The organism is Variovorax sp. LARHSF232 (assembly GCF_052871435.1).
Map to the genome: position 1 here is coordinate 37,961 of NZ_JBIXJS010000008.1, position 20,244 is coordinate 58,204.

General features: G+C 68.7%; 21 protein-coding genes. 10 read left to right on the plus strand and 11 right to left on the minus strand.

Features of this window, described 5'->3' with window-relative positions; genetic code table 11:
- Window positions 1-5: 5 nt before the first annotated feature.
- From ACIPRI_RS19360 to ACIPRI_RS19375, 4 genes are read right to left on the minus strand one after another with little or no spacing between them, the layout of a single operon-like run.
- Window positions 6-677: a protein-L-isoaspartate O-methyltransferase family protein gene (locus ACIPRI_RS19360; RefSeq protein ID WP_446623104.1), complete on the minus strand. Its 672-nt coding sequence runs from the start codon at window positions 675-677 to the stop codon at window positions 6-8.
- A 31-nt stretch (window positions 678-708) separates the two neighbouring features.
- Window positions 709-3,906 carry an efflux RND transporter permease subunit gene (locus ACIPRI_RS19365; RefSeq protein ID WP_446623105.1) on the minus strand — a complete coding sequence of 1,066 codons (3,198 nt, stop codon included), beginning with the start codon at window positions 3,904-3,906 and terminating at the stop codon, window positions 709-711.
- A gap of 16 nt (window positions 3,907-3,922) precedes the next feature.
- Entirely contained in the window at window positions 3,923-5,083 is a 1,161-nt protein-coding gene (locus ACIPRI_RS19370) for an efflux RND transporter periplasmic adaptor subunit (RefSeq protein ID WP_446623106.1), read from the minus strand.
- Window positions 5,080-5,772 carry a TetR/AcrR family transcriptional regulator gene (locus ACIPRI_RS19375; protein ID WP_446623107.1) on the minus strand — a complete coding sequence of 231 codons (693 nt, stop codon included), beginning with the start codon at window positions 5,770-5,772 and terminating at the stop codon, window positions 5,080-5,082. Before ACIPRI_RS19375 ends, ACIPRI_RS19370 begins: the two co-directional genes overlap by 4 nt.
- 162 nt (window positions 5,773-5,934) lie before the next feature.
- Here ACIPRI_RS19375 and ACIPRI_RS19380 point away from each other — a divergent pair, with 162 nt between their 5' ends.
- From ACIPRI_RS19380 to ACIPRI_RS19400, 5 genes are all read left to right on the plus strand, one after another.
- Window positions 5,935-6,885, plus strand: a complete 951-nt coding sequence (locus ACIPRI_RS19380; protein ID WP_446623329.1) for an AEC family transporter — start codon at window positions 5,935-5,937, stop codon at window positions 6,883-6,885.
- A 110-nt stretch (window positions 6,886-6,995) separates the two neighbouring features.
- Window positions 6,996-7,544 carry a hypothetical protein gene (locus ACIPRI_RS19385; RefSeq protein WP_446623108.1) on the plus strand — a complete coding sequence of 183 codons (549 nt, stop codon included), beginning with the start codon at window positions 6,996-6,998 and terminating at the stop codon, window positions 7,542-7,544.
- A 102-nt stretch (window positions 7,545-7,646) separates the two neighbouring features.
- Window positions 7,647-8,108 (plus strand): phasin family protein, encoded by a 462-nt coding sequence (locus tag ACIPRI_RS19390; RefSeq protein WP_446623109.1) that lies wholly within the window; start codon window positions 7,647-7,649, stop codon window positions 8,106-8,108.
- Window positions 8,109-8,137: 29 nt separating this feature from the next.
- Complete coding sequence (locus tag ACIPRI_RS19395) at window positions 8,138-8,773, plus strand: TetR/AcrR family transcriptional regulator (RefSeq protein WP_446623110.1); 636 nt, start codon at window positions 8,138-8,140, stop codon at window positions 8,771-8,773.
- Between the two features lie 52 nt (window positions 8,774-8,825).
- Window positions 8,826-9,674, plus strand: a complete 849-nt coding sequence (locus ACIPRI_RS19400) for an isocitrate lyase/PEP mutase family protein (protein WP_446623111.1) — start codon at window positions 8,826-8,828, stop codon at window positions 9,672-9,674.
- A 4-nt stretch (window positions 9,675-9,678) separates the two neighbouring features.
- Here ACIPRI_RS19400 and pdxH read toward each other — a convergent pair whose 3' ends face one another.
- A complete protein-coding gene (gene pdxH / locus ACIPRI_RS19405) occupies window positions 9,679-10,326 on the minus strand; it encodes a pyridoxamine 5'-phosphate oxidase (RefSeq protein ID WP_446623112.1) in 648 nt (215 codons plus the stop codon).
- A gap of 38 nt (window positions 10,327-10,364) precedes the next feature.
- Here pdxH and ACIPRI_RS19410 point away from each other — a divergent pair, with 38 nt between their 5' ends.
- Window positions 10,365-10,931 carry a nucleotidyltransferase family protein gene (locus tag ACIPRI_RS19410; RefSeq protein WP_446623113.1) on the plus strand — a complete coding sequence of 189 codons (567 nt, stop codon included), beginning with the start codon at window positions 10,365-10,367 and terminating at the stop codon, window positions 10,929-10,931.
- Here the strand turns inward: ACIPRI_RS19410 and ACIPRI_RS19415 are convergent.
- Together ACIPRI_RS19415 and ACIPRI_RS19420 are read right to left on the minus strand one after the other, a co-directional pair.
- Complete coding sequence (locus tag ACIPRI_RS19415; protein WP_446623114.1) at window positions 10,918-11,463, minus strand: superoxide dismutase family protein; 546 nt, start codon at window positions 11,461-11,463, stop codon at window positions 10,918-10,920. The genes ACIPRI_RS19410 and ACIPRI_RS19415 overlap by 14 nt on opposite strands.
- Window positions 11,460-12,134 carry a gamma-glutamylcyclotransferase gene (locus tag ACIPRI_RS19420; RefSeq protein ID WP_446623115.1) on the minus strand — a complete coding sequence of 225 codons (675 nt, stop codon included), beginning with the start codon at window positions 12,132-12,134 and terminating at the stop codon, window positions 11,460-11,462. Before ACIPRI_RS19420 ends, ACIPRI_RS19415 begins: the two co-directional genes overlap by 4 nt.
- Before the next feature lie 120 nt (window positions 12,135-12,254).
- On the opposite strand from ACIPRI_RS19420, the gene ACIPRI_RS19425 reads away from it, so the two are divergent.
- The 4 genes from ACIPRI_RS19425 (at window position 12,255) to ACIPRI_RS19440 (ending at window position 16,224) form a co-directional block, all read left to right on the plus strand.
- Window positions 12,255-12,818, plus strand: a complete 564-nt coding sequence (locus tag ACIPRI_RS19425; RefSeq protein WP_446623116.1) for an OmpA family protein — start codon at window positions 12,255-12,257, stop codon at window positions 12,816-12,818.
- 158 nt (window positions 12,819-12,976) lie between these two features.
- Window positions 12,977-14,812: a phosphogluconate dehydratase gene (gene edd, locus ACIPRI_RS19430; RefSeq protein WP_446623117.1), complete on the plus strand. Its 1,836-nt coding sequence runs from the start codon at window positions 12,977-12,979 to the stop codon at window positions 14,810-14,812.
- Window positions 14,803-15,462, plus strand: a complete 660-nt coding sequence (gene eda / locus ACIPRI_RS19435; protein WP_446623118.1) for a bifunctional 4-hydroxy-2-oxoglutarate aldolase/2-dehydro-3-deoxy-phosphogluconate aldolase — start codon at window positions 14,803-14,805, stop codon at window positions 15,460-15,462. Before edd ends, eda begins: the two co-directional genes overlap by 10 nt.
- Before the next feature lie 21 nt (window positions 15,463-15,483).
- Window positions 15,484-16,224 (plus strand): haloacid dehalogenase type II, encoded by a 741-nt coding sequence (locus tag ACIPRI_RS19440; protein ID WP_446623119.1) that lies wholly within the window; start codon window positions 15,484-15,486, stop codon window positions 16,222-16,224.
- 447 nt (window positions 16,225-16,671) lie between these two features.
- Here ACIPRI_RS19440 and gloA read toward each other — a convergent pair whose 3' ends face one another.
- The 4 genes from gloA to ACIPRI_RS19460 all read right to left on the minus strand — a co-directional run bounded on the left by gloA (window position 16,672) and on the right by ACIPRI_RS19460 (window position 20,218).
- Window positions 16,672-17,082 (minus strand): lactoylglutathione lyase, encoded by a 411-nt coding sequence (gloA, locus tag ACIPRI_RS19445; protein ID WP_446623120.1) that lies wholly within the window; start codon window positions 17,080-17,082, stop codon window positions 16,672-16,674.
- 44 nt (window positions 17,083-17,126) lie between these two features.
- A complete protein-coding gene (locus ACIPRI_RS19450) occupies window positions 17,127-17,819 on the minus strand; it encodes a glutathione S-transferase family protein (protein ID WP_446623121.1) in 693 nt (230 codons plus the stop codon).
- Between the two features lie 81 nt (window positions 17,820-17,900).
- Window positions 17,901-18,590: an ABC transporter ATP-binding protein gene (locus tag ACIPRI_RS19455; protein WP_446623122.1), complete on the minus strand. Its 690-nt coding sequence runs from the start codon at window positions 18,588-18,590 to the stop codon at window positions 17,901-17,903.
- Window positions 18,587-20,218, minus strand: coding sequence for an ABC transporter permease (locus ACIPRI_RS19460; RefSeq protein ID WP_446623330.1), 1,632 nt, complete (start codon window positions 20,216-20,218; stop codon window positions 18,587-18,589). Before ACIPRI_RS19460 ends, ACIPRI_RS19455 begins: the two co-directional genes overlap by 4 nt.
- Between the last annotated feature and the right edge of the window lie 26 nt (window positions 20,219-20,244).

Here is a 20,244-nt window from a genome sequence, read left to right on the forward strand (position 1 = left end):
TGCGTTCAGAAGTTGAAGCGCGACGGCTCGGGGAAGTTCAGCAGGCGCGGCGCCACCGTGTCCCAGGGCTGGATGGTGTTCCACTGGCCTTCGCTCACGCGGGTGATGAAGTGGGCGCGCATCATCGGCTCGTCGCCCACGATGGCCGCCAGCCGGCCGCCGATCTTCAGCGAGCCGAGCAGGTTCTGCGGCACGCGGGCCACCGAGCCGCTGAGCACGATCACGTCGAAGCTGGGGCCGCTGGGCAGCGGCTTGGCGCCGTCGGCCACGCGCACTTCCACGTTGCTCACGCCGTTGTCGCGCAGGTTCTGGGCAGCCGTGGCGGCCAGCTGCGGATCGATCTCCAGGCTCAGCACGTGGGCTGCGCGGTGGGCCAGCATGGCGGCCATGAAGCCGCAGCCGGTTCCGATTTCCAGCACGGACTCGTGCTTGCCGATGTGCAGATCCTGCAGCATGCGGGCCTCGACCTTGGGCGACAGCATCACCTGGCCGGGACCGTCGCCCAGGGGGATTTCCATGTCGAAGAAGGCCAGGCCGCGGTGTGCCGGCGGCACGTAGTTCTCGCGCCGGATGCTGCCCAGCAATTCGAGGATTTCAAAGTCGAGCACGTCCCAGGGACGGATCTGTTGCTCGATCATGTTGAAGCGCAGGCGCTCCAGGTCGTTGGTGGGGGTCATGATGAATGGCTTCCTTTCCGAAAGTCGGGACTCAAGGCAAACCTTCAATTCTAGGCAAGGCGGGCGACGGAACCGGTTTCGCGCGGGCAAAGCGGCGCTTGGCCCAGTTGGCGAGGTCGTCCATGTAGCAATACACGACCGGCACCACCACCAGGGTCAGCAGCGACGAGGTGATGACGCCGCCGATCACCGCCTGGCCCATCGGTGCGCGCTGCTCCGCGCCTTCGCTCAAGGCAAAGGCCAGCGGCACCATGCCGAAGATCATGGCCAGCGTGGTCATCAGGATCGGGCGCAGGCGCACTCGCGCGGCCATCAGCAGGGCTTCTTCGCGCGGCAGCGGATGCTCGCCCTCGCGTGCCCGGATGGCGAAGTCCACCAGCAGGATGGCGTTCTTGGTCACCAGGCCCATCAGCATCACCACGCCGATGATGGAGAACATCGACAAGGTGGAGCCGAAGCCGAGCAGCGCCAGCACCACGCCGATCAGGGTCAGCGGCAGCGCGGTCATCAGCGCCAGCGGCTGCAGGAAGCTCTTGAACTGGCTGGCCAGGATCATGTAGATGAAGATCACCGCCAGCGCCAGCGCCGACACGGCGTAACCGAAGGACTCCTGCATGTTCTTGGTCGAGCCGCTGAACTGGTAGCTGTAGCCCGGCGGGAAGGCGATGCCATCCAGCGCCTTGCGCAGGTCGGCCGAGACCTCGCCGGCCGAGCGGCGGTCGACGTTGGCATTGATCGCCACTTCGCGCGCCAGCGAGCGGCGGTTGATCTGGTTCGGCCCCGTCGATTCGCGCACCTCGGCCACCTGCGACAGCCGCACGATGCGGCTCGACCCGTCGGCATTGGCGCCCATGGCGGTGCTCAGGAAGGGCAGGCGGGCCAGGTCGGCCGGCGCGTTGCGCACCTCGGGTGCCAGGCGCACGTTGACGTCGTAGGTCTGGTCGTCCGGCGCGCGCCAGTTGCCCACCGTGGTGCCGGCCACCAGGGTGCGCAGGGCGGCGGCCACCGGCGCCACGCCCAGGCCCAGGTCGGAGGCGGCATCGCGCCGCATCACCACGCTGACCGTCGGCTTGTCGGGCTTGAGGCTGGAATCGAGGTCGACCAGGCCGGGAATGCCGCGGATCTTCTCGCTGACCTCGCGCGTCAGGCGCTCCAGCTCCTTCAGGTCGGGGCCCTGCAGCGAGAACTCGACGGGCTTGTTGCCACCCACCGAATCGCGCAGGCCGACGTGCGTCACCGTGATGCCGGGGATGGTCTTGAGCTTGTCGCGCAGCACCACCGACAACTGGTCCACGCTGCGGCTGCGTGCCTTGCGGTCGACCAGGCGCACGTAGATGCTTGCGTAGATCTTGCCCTGGGCGTCGCCGCTGTTGATCGTGGCCAGGGTGTAGCGCACCTCGGGCATCTCGCGCAGCACCGCCTCGACCTGCCTGGCGCGCGACTCGGTCACTTCCAGCGAGGAGCCGACCGGGGTGTAGAAGTTGATCGCCGTCTCCGAGTAATCGGCCTTGGGCACGAACTCGGTGCCCAGCAGCGGCACCATGAAGATACTGCCGACGAAGATGGCGACCGAAGCCAGCAGGGTGGCCAGCTTGTGCGCCAGCGACCAGCGCAGGATGGCCTGGTAGCCATCGGCCATCTTCTCCGTGGCCGTGTCGAACCAGCCGGTGACGCGGCCGATGGTCTTGTCGTAGAAACCTTGCGGCGGGCCCTTGGGCCTGCCGTGCTGGTCGATGGCCGGGTCGTGCCAGATGCTGGACAGCATCGGGTCGAGCGTGAAGCTCACGAACATCGAGATCAGCACCGCCGCCACGATGGTGATGCCGAACTCATGGAAGAACTTGCCGATGATGCCGCCCATGAAGCCGATCGGCATGAACACCGCCACGATCGACAAGGTGGTGGCCAGCACCGCCAGGCCGATCTCCTGCGTGCCCTCCAGCGCGGCCGTGTAGGGCGCCTTGCCCATCTGCACGTGGCGCACGATGTTCTCGCGCACCACGATGGCGTCGTCGATCAACAGGCCCACGCACAGCGAGAGCGCCATCAGGGTCACCATGTTGATGGTGAAGCCGAACATCTGCATGAACCAGAAGGTGCCGATCAGCGCGATCGGCAGGGTCAGGCCGGTGATGACGGTGGAGCGCCAGGAGTTGAGGAACAGGAACACGATCAGCACCGTGAGCAGGGCGCCCTCGATCAGGGTCTGGCGCACGTTCTTCACCGCCACGCGGATCGGCCGCGAGGCATCGCCGATGGGCTCCAGCGTCACGCCGGGCGGCAACTGCGCCTTCATGTCCTTCAGCGCGGCGTTCAGGCCATCGACCACGCCGATGGTGTTCTCGTCCTGCGCCTTCTGCACCGACAAGAGCAGGGTGCGCTGGCCGTTGTAGAGCGCCAGGCTGTCGATTTCCTGGGCGCCGTCCTGCACCCGGGCGACCTGGTCGACGCGGATCGGCGCGCCGTTCTTGCGCGCCACGATGATCTTGCCGAAGTCTTCCGGCCGCTCCATGCGGGCGTCGATCTGCACCACCCGCTCCTGCGTGAGCGAGCGCACCGCGCCCACCGGCAGCGCCTGGTTCTCGTTGCGCACGGCCGCCACCACCTGGTCGGCGCTGATGCCGAAGGCCTCCATGGCCTGCGGGTTCAGGTAGACGTTGATCTCCCGCTTGGTGCCGCCCACCAGCGTCACCGAGCCGACGCCGCGCACGTTCTCCAGGCGCTTCTTCAGCACCTGGTCAGCCCAGTTGGTGAGCTCCACCGCGCTGGGCTGGCGCGTGTCCTTGCCGCCGTCCGGAAGCACCGCGACCGACCATACTGGCCGCGAGGCCGGGTCGAAGCGCAGCACGCGCGGCTCCTTCACCTCGTCGCGGAACAGCGGACGCACGGCCGACACCTTCTCGCGCACGTCGTCGGCCGCCTTGCGCCCGTCCACGTAGAGCTGGAACTCGATGATGACGACCGACTGGCCCTCGTAGCTGCGCGAGGTGAGGGCGTTGATGCCGGCGATCGAGTTGACGCCTTCCTCCACCTTCTTCGTGACTTCGCTCTCCACGATCTCGGGCGAGGCGCCGGGATAGTCGGTGATGACCACCACCACCGGGAAGTCGATGTTGGGGAACTGGTCGACCTGCAGGCGTTGATAGGAAAAGATGCCCAGCACCACCAGGGCGAGCATCACCATGGTCGCGAAGACCGGATTCTTCAGGCTGACGCGGGTGAACCACATGGCCGTTCGCGCGGGTTCAGGGCGCCGGGCGCGCAGCGCTGGCGGATGCCAGGCGCACGGCCGTGCCGTCGCGCATGGTGCCGACCGTGCCGGCCAGCACCACGGCGCCTTCCTGGATGCCGCTCACGGTGACGAAGGTCTGGCCGTCGACCTGGCCGCGCCAGCCGGTTTGCACGCCCTTGTGCGCGACGCGGCCGTCGACCACCAGTTGCACGTAAGGCTCGGGCTTGTCGACACGCACGGCGGCCAGGGGCAGCGCGAGTTCCTTTGCGCGGCCGATCTCGAGCCGGCCCTGGGCGAACAGGCCCTGGCGGAAGCCGTCGCTGCGGTCCAGCGCCAGGTAGACCAGCACGCTGCGGCTGCCGGCCTGCGCACTGGGGTTGATGCGGGCCACCGTGGCGTCGACTCTGCGCTCGCCCTTGCCCGCCTCCAGGCCGCCATTGCTCTCCACTTGCAGGCTGGCCCGCTGGCCGACCCGCACCGCCACCGAATCGGCGGCCGAGATGGTGGCTTCCAGCTCGATGCGGCGCAGGTCCACCACCTCGATCAGCTTGGCATCGACCGCCACCCGCTCGCCGGGCTGAGCCAGGCGCGCCGCCACCTGGCCGTCGATGGGGCTGCGCACCACGGTGTCGTTGAGCGCCTTGCGCGCCACCTCGACGCCGGCCAGGGCGGCGCGGTGCGTGGCCCGGCCTGCGTTGAGGTTGGACAGCGAGGTGTCGAGCGCGGTGCGCGAGATGAAGCCCTGGTCCACCAGCGCCTTGTTGTTGTCGTAGCTGCGCTGCGCCACCTCGGCCTGGGCGGCGGCCGAGTCGGCCTGCTCCTGCGCCTGGCGCACGCGCTGCGCATACTCGATGGATTCGATGCGGGCGATGAGCTGGCCCGCCTTCACCGTATCGCCTTCGCGCACCGTGAGGCCGGCGAGTTCGCCCGCCACCCTGGCCTTGACCACCGCGGATTCGACGGCGCGCAAGGTGCCGGAAACCGGCAGGGTCTGCGCGATCTCGCGGGTGGTGGCGCGCAGCACGTCGGCGGGAAGCAGGGTGACGGTGCTTTCGGCCGGGGCGCTTGCCGCCAGGCCTTGAGCCACCTTGCGTGCCTTGACGGCGCGCAGTGCGCCGCCCGCCACCAGCGCGATCGCCACCACGGCGATCGTCCAGGAAATCCAGCGCTTCATGGCAGTGCCCGCCCGGCCGCCGGCGGCTGTGCGCAAAGGCCGTTCAGCAGCGTCTCGATCTGCAGCGCGAGGTACTTTTCGGGATCGGGCGCTTCATTGCCCTTGGCGCCGAAGCAGGCGGAGTGTTGCGTGAGCATGAGAAAGACCATGGGGGCGAGCACGGTGTAGATGGCCAGGTCGATGTCGATCGGGGCGAACTCGCCGCGCTCCACGCCGCGGCGCAGGATGCGGCGAAGCAACTCGTGTGCCGGCAGCACGAACTCCTGCTGGTAGAACTCGGCCAGCTCGGGGAAATTGCGGCCTTCGCTGAGCATCAGCTTGGTGATGCCCGACACCTTGGTCGAGCCCACGCTCTCCCACCAGATGCGCATGCAGTAGCGCAGCATGTCGGGCGTGCTGCCCTCGAAGGCTTCGAACTGCGCGTTCCACTGCGCAAAGCGGCCCGACAGGTTCTCGCTGATCACCGCCTTGAACAGCTCTTCCTTGCTGGGAAAGTAGAGAAAGAGCGTGCCCTTGGAGACGCCGGCGCGCGCCGCCACCTCTTCCGAGCGGGTGGCGGCAAAGCCTTTTTCGACGAACAGGTCCAGTGCGGCATCCAGCAGCTCACCGGGGCGCGCTTCCTTGCGCCGCTCGCGCTTGGGCGCGCGCACGGCGCGGAGCTTGTTGCTGAAGAATCCGGAGGAGGGCATAGGTTAATGACTGGCGGGTTATTAATGTAGTCAGGGGCGTGCGCAGCGTCAAGCCGCCACAATGGCGCCCCACGCTTTTGCAACACTGCCATCAGGAGCCCGCGCCCATGACACCGTCCGCCCCCGAACAACTCGAGAAGAGCTGACGAGTGCCCCGTGGTGTTGAACGATTCTGTTGCCGGTGCGCTGCTGCCCGTTGTTCTCCTGATCGCGGCTGGTTATCTCGCCGGCCGGCGCCGCTGGATCCAGCCCGGCTCGGTGAAGGACCTGTCCAATCTCATCTTCCTGCTGTTGGCGCCGGCCCTGCTGTTTCGCGCCATGAGCACGGTGGACGTGGGGCAGCTGCGCTTCAAGGCAGTGTCGGCCTACTTCATCGGGTCGGGCCTGCTGTTTTGCCTCACCATGGCCTTGCGCGGCTTCAACCGCCAGGCCGCGGTGCTGGCGCTGGCCAACACCTACAGCAACAGCGTGATGATCGGCATTCCGCTGATCGGCCTGGCCTATGGGGCCGAGGGCATGGTGGTGCTGCTCACACTGATCTCGCTGCATTCGGTGGTGCTTCTGACCAGCGCCACCGTGGTGCTGGAACTGGCGGTGGCGCACGAGCAGGCGCGCAGCAGCAGCGGCGCGCGCCACTCGATGGCCAGGACCGTGCTGCGGGCCGTGCGCAACGCCATCATTCATCCGGTGCCGATCCCGATCATTGCCGGCCTCTTGTTTGCGCAGACCGGTCTCGCGATGCCGGCCTGGGTCGACAAGCCGCTGGCCCTTCTGGGCCAGGCCTTCGGGCCGGTGGCCCTGGTGATGGTGGGCATCACCCTGGCTTCGACGCCGATCGGCAGCCATTGGCGCGGCGCCCTGACCCAGGCGCTGGTGAAGAACCTGCTGCACCCGGTGCTGGTGGCCGCCATCGCCTGGCTGCTGGGCGTGCGCGGGCTGCCGCTGGCGGTGATGGTGGTGGCGGCCGCGCTGCCGATGGGGGCCAATGTGTTCCTGTTCTCGCAGCGCTACCGCACCTCGGAAGAACTGGTGACGGCCAGCGTGGCGGTTTCCACGGCGCTGGGGCTCGTCACGGTGACCGTCGTGATGGCGCTGGCGGCAAAGTTGTATTGAATGGAAGGCCTGGGGCAACTGCCCTAACTTTCCAACCGAACTAGCTTTTCATGCCTAGGCCCGCTGGCGATGATGGAGCCCATCCACCCACCGCAATTCAAGGACTTCGCATGACCACCCAAGACATCTCCACCGCCGCCGTTCACATCGTCGGCCAGTACAACGACGCTGCCAAGACCCTGGTGAGCGCCTACCGTACCGGCATGCACCGCCTGCTGGCCAGCGCCGGCACGCGCTACGCCGGCTTCCTGGAAGGCCGAAGCCTCCCCCTGGTGACCGAAGGCATCAAGGCCCGCCTGATCGACACGCAGGAGAAGGCCCACGGCTTCCTGGCCAAGCGCCTGGACATCGACACCAGCCGCGTCGTCAACCTGATGGACCGCGTTGCCACCACCACCACCAGCGGCATCGAATCCGTGGCCAAGCTGGCCGAGCGCGTCGAGTCGCCCCTGGGCACCACCGTGCTGAACAAGATCAGCGACATCCAGGCGCCCGTGGCCAAGATCTCGGTGAAGATCGCCGACAAGGTCGCCGCCGGCGCCAAGAAGATCGAAACCCGCGTGGCCGGTGCACAGCAGGGCGAAGAAGTCGCAGAAGCCGAAGGTGTCGAAGCCGAAGCCAAGCCGGCCCGCCGCCGCACCGCGCGCAAGGCAGCCTGAGTCCGCAAGCGGCGGGCGGCCGCATACTCCTGACTTTTTCTGATGGCCGGAGACAAGCGCATGGCGAGTCGCCAGAACGTATCTGACAAGGCTGGGAAGACCGTGAAGAAGCCGCCCGTTCCCCGCAAGAAGGCGGCTGCCAAGGCCCCGGCCGCAGCGCCAAACCCGGCGCCAATGCCAACGCCCGCCAGCGCCAAGAGCCTTCTGCATGCGGGCCTGAAGGCGCTGGGCAGCGTGCGGGACGACGTCGTCATGCGCCAGAACAACGTGATCGACAGCCTGCTGGGCATTACGTCCGGCAAGCCCGGCAAGCCCGGCAAGGCCGACCCCAAGGGTGTGCTGCCGCGCGGCCTGAAGGCGCTCGATCCTTTCGGTATCCGCAAGTTCGAGGATGTGTTCGACCAGCGCGTCGCCACGTCCTTGCAGCACCTGGGCCTACCGAGTGCCGAAGAATTCAAGGCTTTGCAGGAAGAAGTGAAGCGCTTGCGCGCGCAGCTCGAAGCGCTTCAGACATCCCCGCCATCCCCGCCCAAGGCAGCGCCCACGGCGCGCCGCAAGCGCTGAATCCCGCCGCGAGCAAGACCGCACGTTTCGTGGCCACCGGCTCCCATACACGCGATCGCATCCTGGCCACCAGCCTGCAGCTGTTCAATGCGCAGGGCCTGGCCGCCGTTTCCACGCACCGCATCGCCGCCGAGCTGGAGATCAGCTCGGGCAATCTGCACTACCACTACAAGGCCAAGGAACTGATCGTCGAGCGGCTGTTTCGCCGCTTCGAAGACCGGCTGGACCTGCTCAACGCCTCCTCCGGCACGGTGAAGGCGGTGGACGACCTGTGGCTGGCGCTGCACCTGCGCTTCGAGGCCATCGACGCCTATCGCTTCGTCTATCGCGACATGGCCTACCTGGCTGCCGAGTACCCGCAACTGGGCCAGCGCGCGCAGGCCCTGACGGCGCGCAACGTGCTGGCGGCGCGATCGCTGTGCGAGTCGCTGGTGGCCGCCGGCGTGCTCGATGCGCGCCCGCAGGATGCGCAGATGCTGGCGGTGCAGATGGTCTTTGCCACCACCTGCTGGCTCAGCTTCGAGCGCCTGCTGCCCGGGCGCGAGGCATTGACGCAGGCCGACCCCGGCTTCGCCGCCTTCGTCACGCTGAACCTGGTCTCGCCCTACGTCTCGCGCGAGTCGCGTGCCTACCTCGATTACCTGCGAAGCAAGTACCTCGGTTGAGTGCTACAAAGGCGCCCCGCGTCTTTCGTACGCACCTCTCGAGGTTGATTCGATGAGTCCTGTTTCGTCGTCCAGCATTGCCGCGCGCCGGCAGGCATTCAAGGCACTGCATGCGTCCGGCTGCTTTGTCATTCCCAACCCCTGGGACGTGGGCAGCGCGCGCTACCTGCAGGGCCTGGGCTTCAAGGCGCTGGCCACCACCAGCTCGGGCTATGCCTGGTCCTGCGGCAAGCCCGATGGCGCCGGCTCGCTCGATGAGGTGCTGGAGCACCTGCGCATGCTGGTCGCCGCCACGGATCTGCCGATCAACGCCGATTTCGAGAGCGGCTATGCATCCGATGCCCAGGGCGTGGTCGAGAACGTGCGCCTGGCCATCGAAACCGGCGTGGCGGGGCTGTCGATCGAGGACGCAAGCGGCGATGCAAGCCAGCCCATCCGCGACGTCGATGCCGCCATTGCGCGCATTCGCGCCGCGCGCCGTGCCATCGATGCGGCCGGCGGGGACGTGCTGCTGATCGGGCGGGCGGAAAACCTGCTCTGGGGTGTCGACGACATGGCCGACACCGTGGCGCGCCTGAAGGCCTATGCCGACGCTGGCGCCGACTGCCTCTATGCGCCGGGCCTGCGCACGCCCGAGCAGATCGCGGCAGTGGTGGCGGCAGTGGCGCCCAAGCCGGTCAACCTGCTGATCGGCTGGTCCAGCCCGCTGTCGGTGCAGCAGGTTGCCGCACTGGGCGTGCGGCGCATCAGCGTGGGCGGAGCGCTGGCCCGCTCGGCCTGGGGTGGCTTCACCAAGGCTGCCCGCGCCATCGCGCAGGACGGCCGCTTCGACACGGCGTTTGCCGACGCGGCATCCGGGCAGGTGCTCAACGATTTCTTTCGCACCGGCAAGCTGTCCTAGTGCTTCAGGGCGCGAGCCGCTCGCGAATCCACTGCCCGTCTTCACGCCGGTAGCGCAGCCGGTCGTGCAGGCGGCTCTTGCGGCCTTGCCAGAACTCCCAGCTCTCGGGCAGCAGGCGGAAGCCGCCCCAGTGCGGCGGGCGCGGCGGCGACAGCAGGTGCCGGGCGGCCGCGGCGGCCGCGTTCTTCACCAGCACGTCGCGCCCGCTGATGACCTGGCTTTGCGGGCTGGCCCAGGCGCCGATGCGCGAGTCGAGCGGGCGGCTGGCGAAGTAGGCGTCGCTCAGCGCTGCCTCGACCTGCTCGACCCGGCCTTCGATGCGCACCACGCGCTCCAGTTCGACCCAGTGGAACTGCAGCGCCGCGTAGGGGTTGCCGGCCAGCTCGCGGCCCTTGCGGCTCTGGAAATTGGTGTACCAGACGATGCCGCGCTCGTCGTAGCCCTTGATCAGCACGATGCGCGTCGACGGGCGCAGGTCGGGGCCGACGGTGGCCAGGGTCATGGCATTCGGTTCGGGCAGCTGTGCCTCGATGGCTTCGTTCATCCAGCGCTCGAACTGGCGCAGGGGATCGGGCTCGCTGCGCGCCTCGTCGAGCTCTGCGCGCTCGTAGCTCTTGCGAAGCGCTGCCAATGATTCATTGGAAAGGGTCATGGCCTCATTGTCTTGCAAGGCGCGCCATACTGCGTCGCATGGCAACCCAGATCGAAGCGACGGTGATCGTGCTGGCCTCCGGGCGCGGCGAGCGTTTCGTGGCGTCCGGCGGCAGCGGCTCCAAGCTCAAGGCGCTGCTGCTTGGCAAGCCGGTGCTGGAGCACACGCTGGAAGCGGTGCGCGCCAGCGGCCTGCCGTGGCACCTGGAAGACACCGGTCATGCCGGCATGGGCGACTCCATTGCGGCCGGGGTGCGCGCCACCGCCAATGCGGCGGGCTGGCTGATCCTGCCGGCCGATCTGCCGCTGGTGAAGCCGGCCACCTTGCGAGCAGTGGCGCAGGCGCTGGCAGAAGGGGCGCGTGCCGCGCAGCCTGTCTACCAAGGGCAGCGCGGCCATCCGGTCGGCTTTGGCGCAAAGAATGCGGCGGCGCTGACTGCCCTGTCGGGGCCGCTCGGCGCGGCGCCGGTGCTGCGCGCGCTGCGCGAGGTCGGCGCCGTGGTCGAGCTGGATGTGGACGATGCCGGCATCCTCGCCGACATCGACACGCTGGCCGACCTGGCCCGCGCGCAGGCGCAGCTCTTGAGTTCGCTCAGCTCTTCGTGATCACCGCGCAGGCAACGCGCGGGCCCGAATTGCCGGCCGGCTGCGTGGTGAAGTCGTCGCGATCGCGGTGCACGACAAGTGCCCGTCCGATCACGTTGTTGGCGGCACCCGTGTTGAGCGAGATGGCATGGTTGTCGACGCTGAAGCGCGCCGTGCCATTCGCATCGGCCACCAGGCTGGGCAGTTCGCCGGCATGGGCGCCGGGCGCGCCGAACTTGCCATGCTGGCCGCCGGCAGGGTTGAAGTGGCCGCCGGAGGCGTTGCCGTTGTCGCCGCAATCGCCTTTCTCGTGAATGTGAAAGCCATGCTCGGTGTTCGGCGGCAGGCCGCGCACCTCGCCGGCCACGCGCACGCCATGGTCCAGCGCGGTGAAGCTCACGTTGCCGACCGTCGGGTTCGGCGAAATCGCCGCGGTGGGCACCAGGCTGGCGGTTGCGCCCGGCTTGCCGGGGCCCATGCGCATGCCGCTGCAGGCGGAAAGCAGGCCGGCCGTCGCCAGAAGAAGGGACAGGGCCGCAAGGCGATGGTTCATGAATTCTCCTGTTGCTTGTTGGTTGGAGGGGAGGAATGCGAAGTCTGGTATAGCCCACCCGGTGCGGCGCCGCAATCAGCGCCGGCCGACATCTCTTCTTCCGCCAGCCGCACCAGGCGGGCCAACGCGGCGTCGTGGATGCCGTGGCGCTGCAACTCGTGAAAGGTCAGGCGCGCGTAGTCGAGCGAGGTGCCGTAGCGGCCGCAGGCACTGGAGAAGATCTCGCGGTAGCGCGCGTCGCTCAGCTCACCGGTGAAGTTGGGGCTGCGCCGCGACAGGGTGAAGGCCAGGGCCCGCACGCGGCCATGGGGCGTCACGCAGTCGAGCCAGCGCGGGTCGTAGACGCCGGTCGGCATCTCGCGCAGCCACAGCCGGCCCAGTGTCTCCAGGCCGTCGGCCTGCGGAATGCGAAACACCATGCCGCGGCAACTGCCGCCCGAGAGCAGCCCGAACACCAGGCCTGGGCATTGCGGCGTGCCGCGGTTGACCCGGCTCCACATCTTCAGCGCCCGGTGCCAGCCATGCAGATGTGCCGACCGGCGTTCACTGAAGTCGAATTCCGGCCGCCAGATCAGCGAACCGTAGCCGAACACCCAGAGGTCTTCGTGTCCGCCCCACTCGTGGATGGCCCGGTCCAGCAGGGGCTGCGGATCGCGCAGGGGGCGGGGCATGGGGTCGAGGCCCGGCGGTCCCGGGTCGGCGTGCTGCAAAAACCCGGCGCCTACAATTTCGCGGTCATGGTTCACGACCCCATTATTCACCGGCCCATTTCCATTCAAGGAGTTCGCCCGATGGCAGCCAGCACCGAAGACGACAGCCAGACCTACTTCATCCTGGGACTCGCCGTGGGCATCATTGCCCTGGTGATCCTGCTGGTGGTGGGCGTGGCGATCCACAAGGGCGGCGATGCCCGGCCGGCGCAGGGGCCGTTTCCGACCACCGTGTCGGTCACCTCGGCCGCACCCGTGCAGGGCGCACCGGCCGCTGCCGTCGTCACCGAATCGGTGGTCGTGGTGGTGCCCGAGGGCGCCAGCATCCGGGTGGAGGGCGGCGTGGTGAAGTTCTACTTCGCCACCGGCAGCGCCGACCTGGCACCGGGCGCCGCCGAGGCGCTGGCGGCCGTGATCCAGGGCGTGGGCGCCGGCAAGAAGGCGCAGATCTCGGGCTTTCACGACGCCACCGGCGACGCGGCGGTCAATGCCGAGCTGGCGGAGCGCCGTGCCCAGACCGTGCGCGAGGTGCTGCTGGGCCTGGGCGTGCCGCCCGGCCAGGTGGCATTGAAGAAGCCCGAGGCCACCACCGGCAGCGGCAGCAATGTGCAGGCACGCCGGGTCGAGGTCACGCTGATCGACTAGGGCCTATTAACAGGCCCTAATCTGCGTCTATCCGCAGTGCGCCAGTTGGATAAGCCCGGCCATGCCGGGCTTATTCATATGACCTTGCTACCATGGACCTCCTTCGCGCCGCGGCGCCGTCGCGGCATCCAGGGACAAGAGCGACACCCACGACCCCCATGAGCACACACCCCACCGTACGCGACGTGACCGATCGCATCCGCGAGCGCAGCCGCGGCTCGCGCGAGGCCTACCTGCAGCGCCTGGCCCAGACGCGCCAGCGCGACCGCGGTTCCGACCGCATGGGCTGCGCCAACGTGGCGCACGCAGTGGCCGGCGTGCCGGCCAACGACAAGCTCAAGATCGTGGCCGAGCGTGCACCCAACATCGGCATCGTCACCGCCTACAACGACATGCTGTCGGCGCACGCGCCTTACCAGGGCTATCCCGACATCATCAAGAACGAGGCGCGCCAGCTCGGCGCCACCGCCCAGGTGGCCGGCGGCGTGCCCGCCATGTGCGACGGCGTGACCCAGGGCACGCCGGGCATGGAGCTGAGCCTGTTCAGCCGCGACGTGATCGCCATGGGCACCGCCGTGGCGCTGACGCACGACATGTTCGACGCCGCCCTGCTGCTGGGCGTGTGCGACAAGATCGTGCCGGGCCTCCTGATCGGCGCGCTGCACTTCGGCCACCTGCCCACCGTCTTCGTGCCGGCCGGGCCGATGCCTTCGGGCCTGTCGAACACTGCCAAGGCCAAGGTGCGCGAGCAGGCGGCGCAGGGCCTGGTCGGGCGCCAAGGCCTGCTCGAGGCCGAGATGGGCGCCTACCATGCGCAAGGCACCTGCACCTTCTACGGCACCGCCAACAGCAACCAGATGCTGCTGGAGGCCATGGGCCTGCATGTGCCCGGCACCGCCTTCATCCAGCCAGGCGACGCGATGCGCGAGGCGCTCACGCGCGAGGCGGTGCGCACGGTGCTCGGGCGTGCCGGCGACAAGCCCTACGCCACGCCGCCGATCGGCGAGATGGTGGACGAGCGGGCCATCGTCAACGCCATGTCCGCGCTGCTGGCCACCGGCGGGTCCACCAATCACCTGATCCACTGGGTGGCGGTGGCGCGCGCCGCCGGCATCCTGATCGACTGGAACGATTTCGCCCAGCTGTCTGAAGTGGTGCCGCTGCTGACGCGCGTCTATCCCAACGGCAGTGCCGACGTCAACGAGTTCCAGAGCGCCGGCGGGCCCGGCTTCGTGATCGGCGAGCTGGTCGGCGCCGGCCTGATGCACGCCGACGTGGCCACTGTGCGCGCCGGCGGCATCGCCGAATACGCCGGCATTCCGGTCCTGCAGACCGACGGCGCCCCCGGCCAGCTGAAGTGGCAGCCGGCCGCGCCTTCGAAGAACGAGGCGGTGGCGCGCCCGGCGGCCAAGCCCTTCAGCACCACCGGCGGCCTGAAGCTGCTCACCGGCAACCTGGGGCGCAGCGTGATAAAGGTGTCTTCGGTGCCCGACGACCGCCATGTGGTGGAGGCGCCGGCCCGCGTGTTCGATTCGCAGTCGGCGCTGCAAAAGGCCTTTGCCGCGGGCGAGCTGGATCGCGACGTGGTCTGCGTGGTGCGCTGGCAGGGCCCGCAGGCCAACGGCATGCCCGAGCTGCACAAGCTGACGCCGCCGCTGTCGGTGCTGCAGGGCAAGGGCTTCAAGGTGGCGCTGGTGACCGATGGCCGCATGAGCGGCGCGTCCGGCAAGGTGCCGGCGGCCATCCACCTGTCGCCCGAGGGCGCGGCCGGCGGCGCCATCGCCAAGGTGCGCGACGGCGACCTGATCCGCCTGGATTCGGTGAACGGCACCTTGCAGGTGCTGCTTCCGCAAGACGAATGGGACGCGCGCGAAGCCGCGCAGATGACCGACGAGCAACGCATGGCCGACGGCCACGGCCTGGGCCGCGAACTGTTCGCCGGCATGCGCCGCAATGCACTGACTGCCGAAGAAGGAGCCTGCACATGGCTGTGAACACAACGCCCAACAAACAACGACAACTGAGCGCACTCGACGTGATGCGCGACGCGCCGGTGATCCCTGTGATCGTGCTGAACGACGTCGCGCATGCCGTGCCGTTGGCGCGCGCGCTGGTGGCCGGCGGCATCCGCATGCTGGAAGTGACCCTGCGCACGCCCGAGGCGCTGCAATGCATCGAGCTGATCGCCAAGGAAGTGCCCGACGCCGTGGCCGGCGCCGGCACCATCCGCAGCGCCGCCGATGCGCAGGCCGCGGCCCTGGCCGGCGCGCGCTTCGGCGTCAGCCCCGGCTACACCCGCGCGGTGGGCAAGGCTTGCCACGACATCGGCCTGCCGCTGCTGCCGGGCGTGGCCACCGGCAGCGAGATCATGATGGCGCAGGAAGACGGCATCACCGAACTGAAATTCTTCCCGGCCCTGCAAGCCGGCGGCGTGGCCATGCTCAAGGCCTGGCAAGGGCCTTTTGGCGACATCACCTTCTGCCCGACCGGCGGCATCCATGCGGGCAACGCGCACGAATTCCTGGCGCTGGCCAACGTGGCTTGCGTGGGCGGCTCCTGGATCGTGCCCAACGACGCCGTGCAAGCGGGCGACTGGGCGCGGGTCACCGAGCTGGCGCGCGCCGCGAGCCAGCTGCCGCGCTGATCAAGGCAAGAGGAGGCGACGATGGCGCCGCAGCTGGAGCAGCAAGATGACGCGATCGAACTGAAGGTCATTGCCTTCGACATCTTCGGCACGGTGGTCGACTGGCATGGCGGCATCCGCGCGGAAGCGCAGCGCATGCTGCCCGGTGTGGACGGCAGCGCCTTCGCCCTGGCCTGGCGCGCCGGCTACCAGCCGGCGATGCGCGCGGTGATGGAGCGCATTGCAGCGGGCGAGGGCGGCTTCACCCTGGTCGACGAACTGCACCTGCACATCCTGGACGAAGTGCTGCGCGACTTCGGCCTGGAAGACAAGCTCGACCGCGAAGGCAAGCGCGAGCTCAACACCGCCTGGCACCGGCTGCCGGCCTGGCCGGACGCGGTGCAAGGGCTGACGCGTCTGAAGGCCAAATACACCATCTGTACGCTGTCGAACGGCAACATCGGTTTGCTGACCGAGATGGCCAAGCGCGCCGGACTGCCCTGGGATTGCATTCTCTCGGCCGAGGTGTTCAAGGCCTACAAGCCCGACCCGCGCGTCTACCTTGGCGCCGCCGGCGTGTTCGCGGTGCCGCCCGGCCAGCTGATGCTGGTGGCCGCGCACCAGGACGACTTGGCCGCTGCGCGCGGTTGCGGCTTGCGCACGGCGTACATCGAGCGGCCTCAAGAACTCGGGCCCGATCACTTGAAGGATGTGTCGCCGGATCCGGCCAACACTTTTCATGCGCGGGACATTGGCGCGCTGGCGGATCAGCTGGGCTGTTGAGTTGTTGCGTTGACGTGTTGACGCGTTGTTGCTGGGGCGTCCGCCCGGCATGCGCTGCCCGCTGTCGGCCTTCGCTGTGCCGGTCGCTTCGCGACTGCCCTGCGCTGCTCGCGAGCCCGGCCCTGCGGCAGAACTCACTGCGCGAGCTTCGCTCGCTCCGTTCAAACAGCTGCCGCAAGCTAGATGTTGAAGCACGCGTGTCCTTCGGCACGCGTGCGGGCCGGGCCCACTGCGCTGCTCGGCGCCACAGAGGCGGCCGCCAGCGGGCAGCGCATGCCGGGCTCCGGGGGTGATCAACGACCGCGCTTGCCGCGACCGTTGAGGGGAGCGTTCAGCCCCAACTTGTCACGTCGGCGGGCGGTGTGTGTCGGGAGCCGACACAGCGAAGGCCCGCGGCACACACCGCCCGCCGACGCGCCCCGGCGCTCAACAAGCGGCGTCCGAGCCTCAGCGCAAGCCGCCACCCGCGGCCCCCTCGGCACGCTGGATCAACTCGATCTTGTAGCCATCCGGATCCGTGACGAAGGCGATCACCGTGCTGCCGCCTTTGACCGGACCGGCTTCGCGCGTGACGTTGCCGCCGGCTGCCTTGATCTTCTCGCAGGCTGCATAGGCGTCGGGCACGCCCAGGGCGATGTGGCCGTAGGCGGTGCCGAGCTCGTAGCTTTCCACCCCCCAGTTGTAGGTCAGTTCGATCTCGGCCTGGGCCGGATTGCCTTCGTAGCCGACGAAGGCCAGGCTGTACTTGTACTCGGGGTTCTCGGAGGTGCGCAGCAACTGCATGCCCAGAACCTGGGTGTAGAAGTCGATGGAGCGCTGAAGGTTGCCGACGCGCAGCATGGTGTGGAGGAGGCGCATGTCTTCAAAACCGTGGGTAGTTGTGCAATGAACCGATTGTCGGTTCAGTCGCCGCTGGCCAGTGTCAGCAGATGCGCCTCGTGCTTCTCCAGAAAGGCGCGCAGGTGCTTGCGGTAATCGGGCACGACGGCATTGCGCACGCTGGAGCGCTCGCGCAGCGCCAGCCGCCAGGCGTTCACCTTGGGCGTGCGGTCGAACACATGCGAGTCGTGCAGCGTGTCGAAGAGTTCGAAGTAGCGAAACACCGGCGCAAAGACCGCGTCGACCAGGCTGAAGCGCTCGCCGGCGAAGAAGGGGCCGCCGGCCAGCGCGGCTTCCACGCGCTCGAACTTGGCCGCAAGCGCCTGGCGCTTCTGCTCGAAAACTCCGACATCGCGCGTCGTCTCGTAGCCCCACAGGTCCGCGAGGATCGCGGAGCCGAACTCCATCCAGGCCCGGTGTTCGGCGCGCTGCAGCGGGTCTTGCGGGTGCAGGCGCGGGCCGCCTTGCGTTTCCTCGATGTACTCGCAGATCACGTTGCTTTCGAACAGAATGGCCTCGCCGCCGCCATCGGGCCGCGGCACGCGCAAGAGCGGCACCTTGCCCAGCGGCGAGAGCTTCACGAACCAGTCGGGCTTGTTCGCCAGATCGATCACGACGCGTTCGAAAGGAACGTTCTTCTCGGCCAGCGCAATGGCGGCGCGCTGCACGTAGGGGCAAAGCAGGTGGCTGACGAGCGTGAGGGCAGGAGGATTCATCGCGTACTTCCTTCGTTGTTGGGAGGAGCAGTTCGGAAAGACGCGATTGTTCCGAGGGTCAATGCCCTTTTCTAAAAAAGCCTATGCCCGCTCGGCCTGTCCGCTCCAGCGCGCCAGCCGCCCGTTGTGCATCACGCCGATGCGATCGGCCATGGCATGCGCCTCGGCCTCGTTGTGCGTGACCAGCACGGCCGTCTGGCCGGCGGCCTTCAGGATCTCGCGCACCTCGGTCGTCAGGCGCTCGCGGGTGCCGCTGTCGAGGTTGGAGAAGGGCTCGTCCAGCAGCAGCAGCGCCGGTGCCGGCGCCAGCGCGCGGGCCAGTGCGATGCGCTGCTGCTGGCCGCCCGACAGCTCGTGCGGGTAGCGCTCGCCGGCATCCTGCAGGCCGACCAGCGCCAGCATGGCGGCGACCTTCGCATCGCGCTCCTCGCGCGCCAGCCGGCGCAGGCCGAAGCCGACGTTCTGCGTGGCATTGAGGTGCGGAAACAGCGCGTATTCCTGGAACATCATGCCGACGCGGCGCTGCTCCGGCGGCACATGCGTCGTTGGCGAGGACAACGGCAGCTCGCCCAGGAAGATGGCGCCAGCGCGCACCGGCTCGAAGCCGGCAATGGCGCGCAGCACGGTGGTCTTTCCGCAGCCCGAAGGGCCCAGCAGGCAGCCGATGCGGCCGGCCTCCAGCGTCATGGAGAAGTTGTCGACGGCCGTGTGCAGGCCGCGCGCACCCTCATAGGCGATGCGTACGCCTTCAAGGCGCAATGCTGAACTCATGCTCTCAATTCCTCGGGCCCGTTGCCCAGCCGGTTGCGGGCCAGAAGGATCACCGGCAGCAGGCCGGCCAGCACGATGGCCAGCGCGGCGATGGCGCCTTCTTCGTAAGTGCCGCGCGAGGCCTCGGCGTACAGCCAGGTGGCCAGGGTGTCGAAGTTGGCCGGCCGCAGCAGCAGGGTGGCGGGCAGTTCCTTCATGGCGTCGACAAAGACCAGCAGCGCGCCGGCCGCGATGGCCGGCTGCAGCAGCGGCAGATGCACCCGGCGCAAGGTGCCGGCGCCGGTTTCGCCGAGCAGTCGCGAGGCTTGCTCCAGCGCCGGCGAGACGCGTGCCAGCCCGGCTTCGATGCCGCCCAGCGGCATGGCCAGGAAGCGGATCGCGCAAGCCGCCACCAGCACTACGCCGGCGCCCATCAGCGGCAGTCCGGGCAGCCCCAGCAGCTTGCCCAGGGTCGCGTCCAGCGCCAGCGCAGGCGTCAGGAGGCCGATGGCCAGCACCGTGCCGGGCACCGCATAGCCCAGGCTGGCCACGCGGGCCTGCCAGCGCGCCGGATTGGGCGTCGAGCCCATGCCACGAACGGCCCACGCCACCACCAGGCCCGCCGCCACCGCCGCCAGGGTGACACCGGTGGCCAGGCCCAGGGTGTTGCCCAGGCTGGCCAGCAATTCGCGCGAGATGCCGCCGCCCTGGCCGAGCCGCTTCACGCTTTCGTGCAGCAGGTAGATGGCTGGGGCGACGAAGCCGATCAGCACCGGCGCAGCCGCCGCGGCGCAAGCCAGCCAGGCAGCGCCGCCGCGCAACCGGCGTGGCTGGATGGCGCGCATGCGCTGCGCCGAGCCGAAGCGCTGGTGGCGTCGGCCGCTGCGCTCCAGCAGCACCAGGGCCAGCACGATGAAGAGCATGGCGCAGGCGATCTGCGCCGCGCCGGCCAGGTCGGAGCGGGTGATCCAGGTGGTGTAGACCGCCACCGTCAAGGTCTGGATACCCAGGAACTCGGAGGCACCGATGTCGTTGAGCGTTTCCAGCAGGGCCAGGCTCACGCCCACCGCCAGCGCCGGTCGCGCCAGCGGCAGCGCAACGCGGAAGAAGGCGCCGGTGCGGCTCTCACCGAGGGTGCGCGCCGCCTCCATCAGGTGCGCCGGCTGCGTCATGAACATGGCGCGGGCCGTCAGGTAGACGTAGGGGTAGAGCACGAAGCCCAGCAAAAAGATGGCGCCGGGCATCGAGCGCAAGTCCGGCAGGCGGAAGTCGCGCGGGCTCTCGTAGCCCAGCAGCCAGCGGATCGCGCCCTGCACCGGGCCGATGGGATGCAAAAGGTCGAGGTAGGCAAAGGCCACGATGTAGGTGGGCATCGCCAGCGGCAGCAGCAGCGCCCAGTTGAGCACGCCGCGGCCGGGAAAGTTGCAGGTGGTCACCAGCCAGGCGCAACCGGTGCCGATCACCAGCACCAGCACACCCACGCCGGCCAAGAGGAGGGCGGTGTTGAGCGCCGCCTGGGGCAGCACGTACTGCGCCAGATGCGCCCAGTGCGCCAGACCGGTGCCCAGCGCCAGCCAGAGCAAGCTCAGCACCGGAGCCAGCACGCCCAGGGCGATGAGGAGCGAGCTGCTTTTCCACAGCGGGCCCACGGCGCGCGGACCGGCCGGGCGCCGTG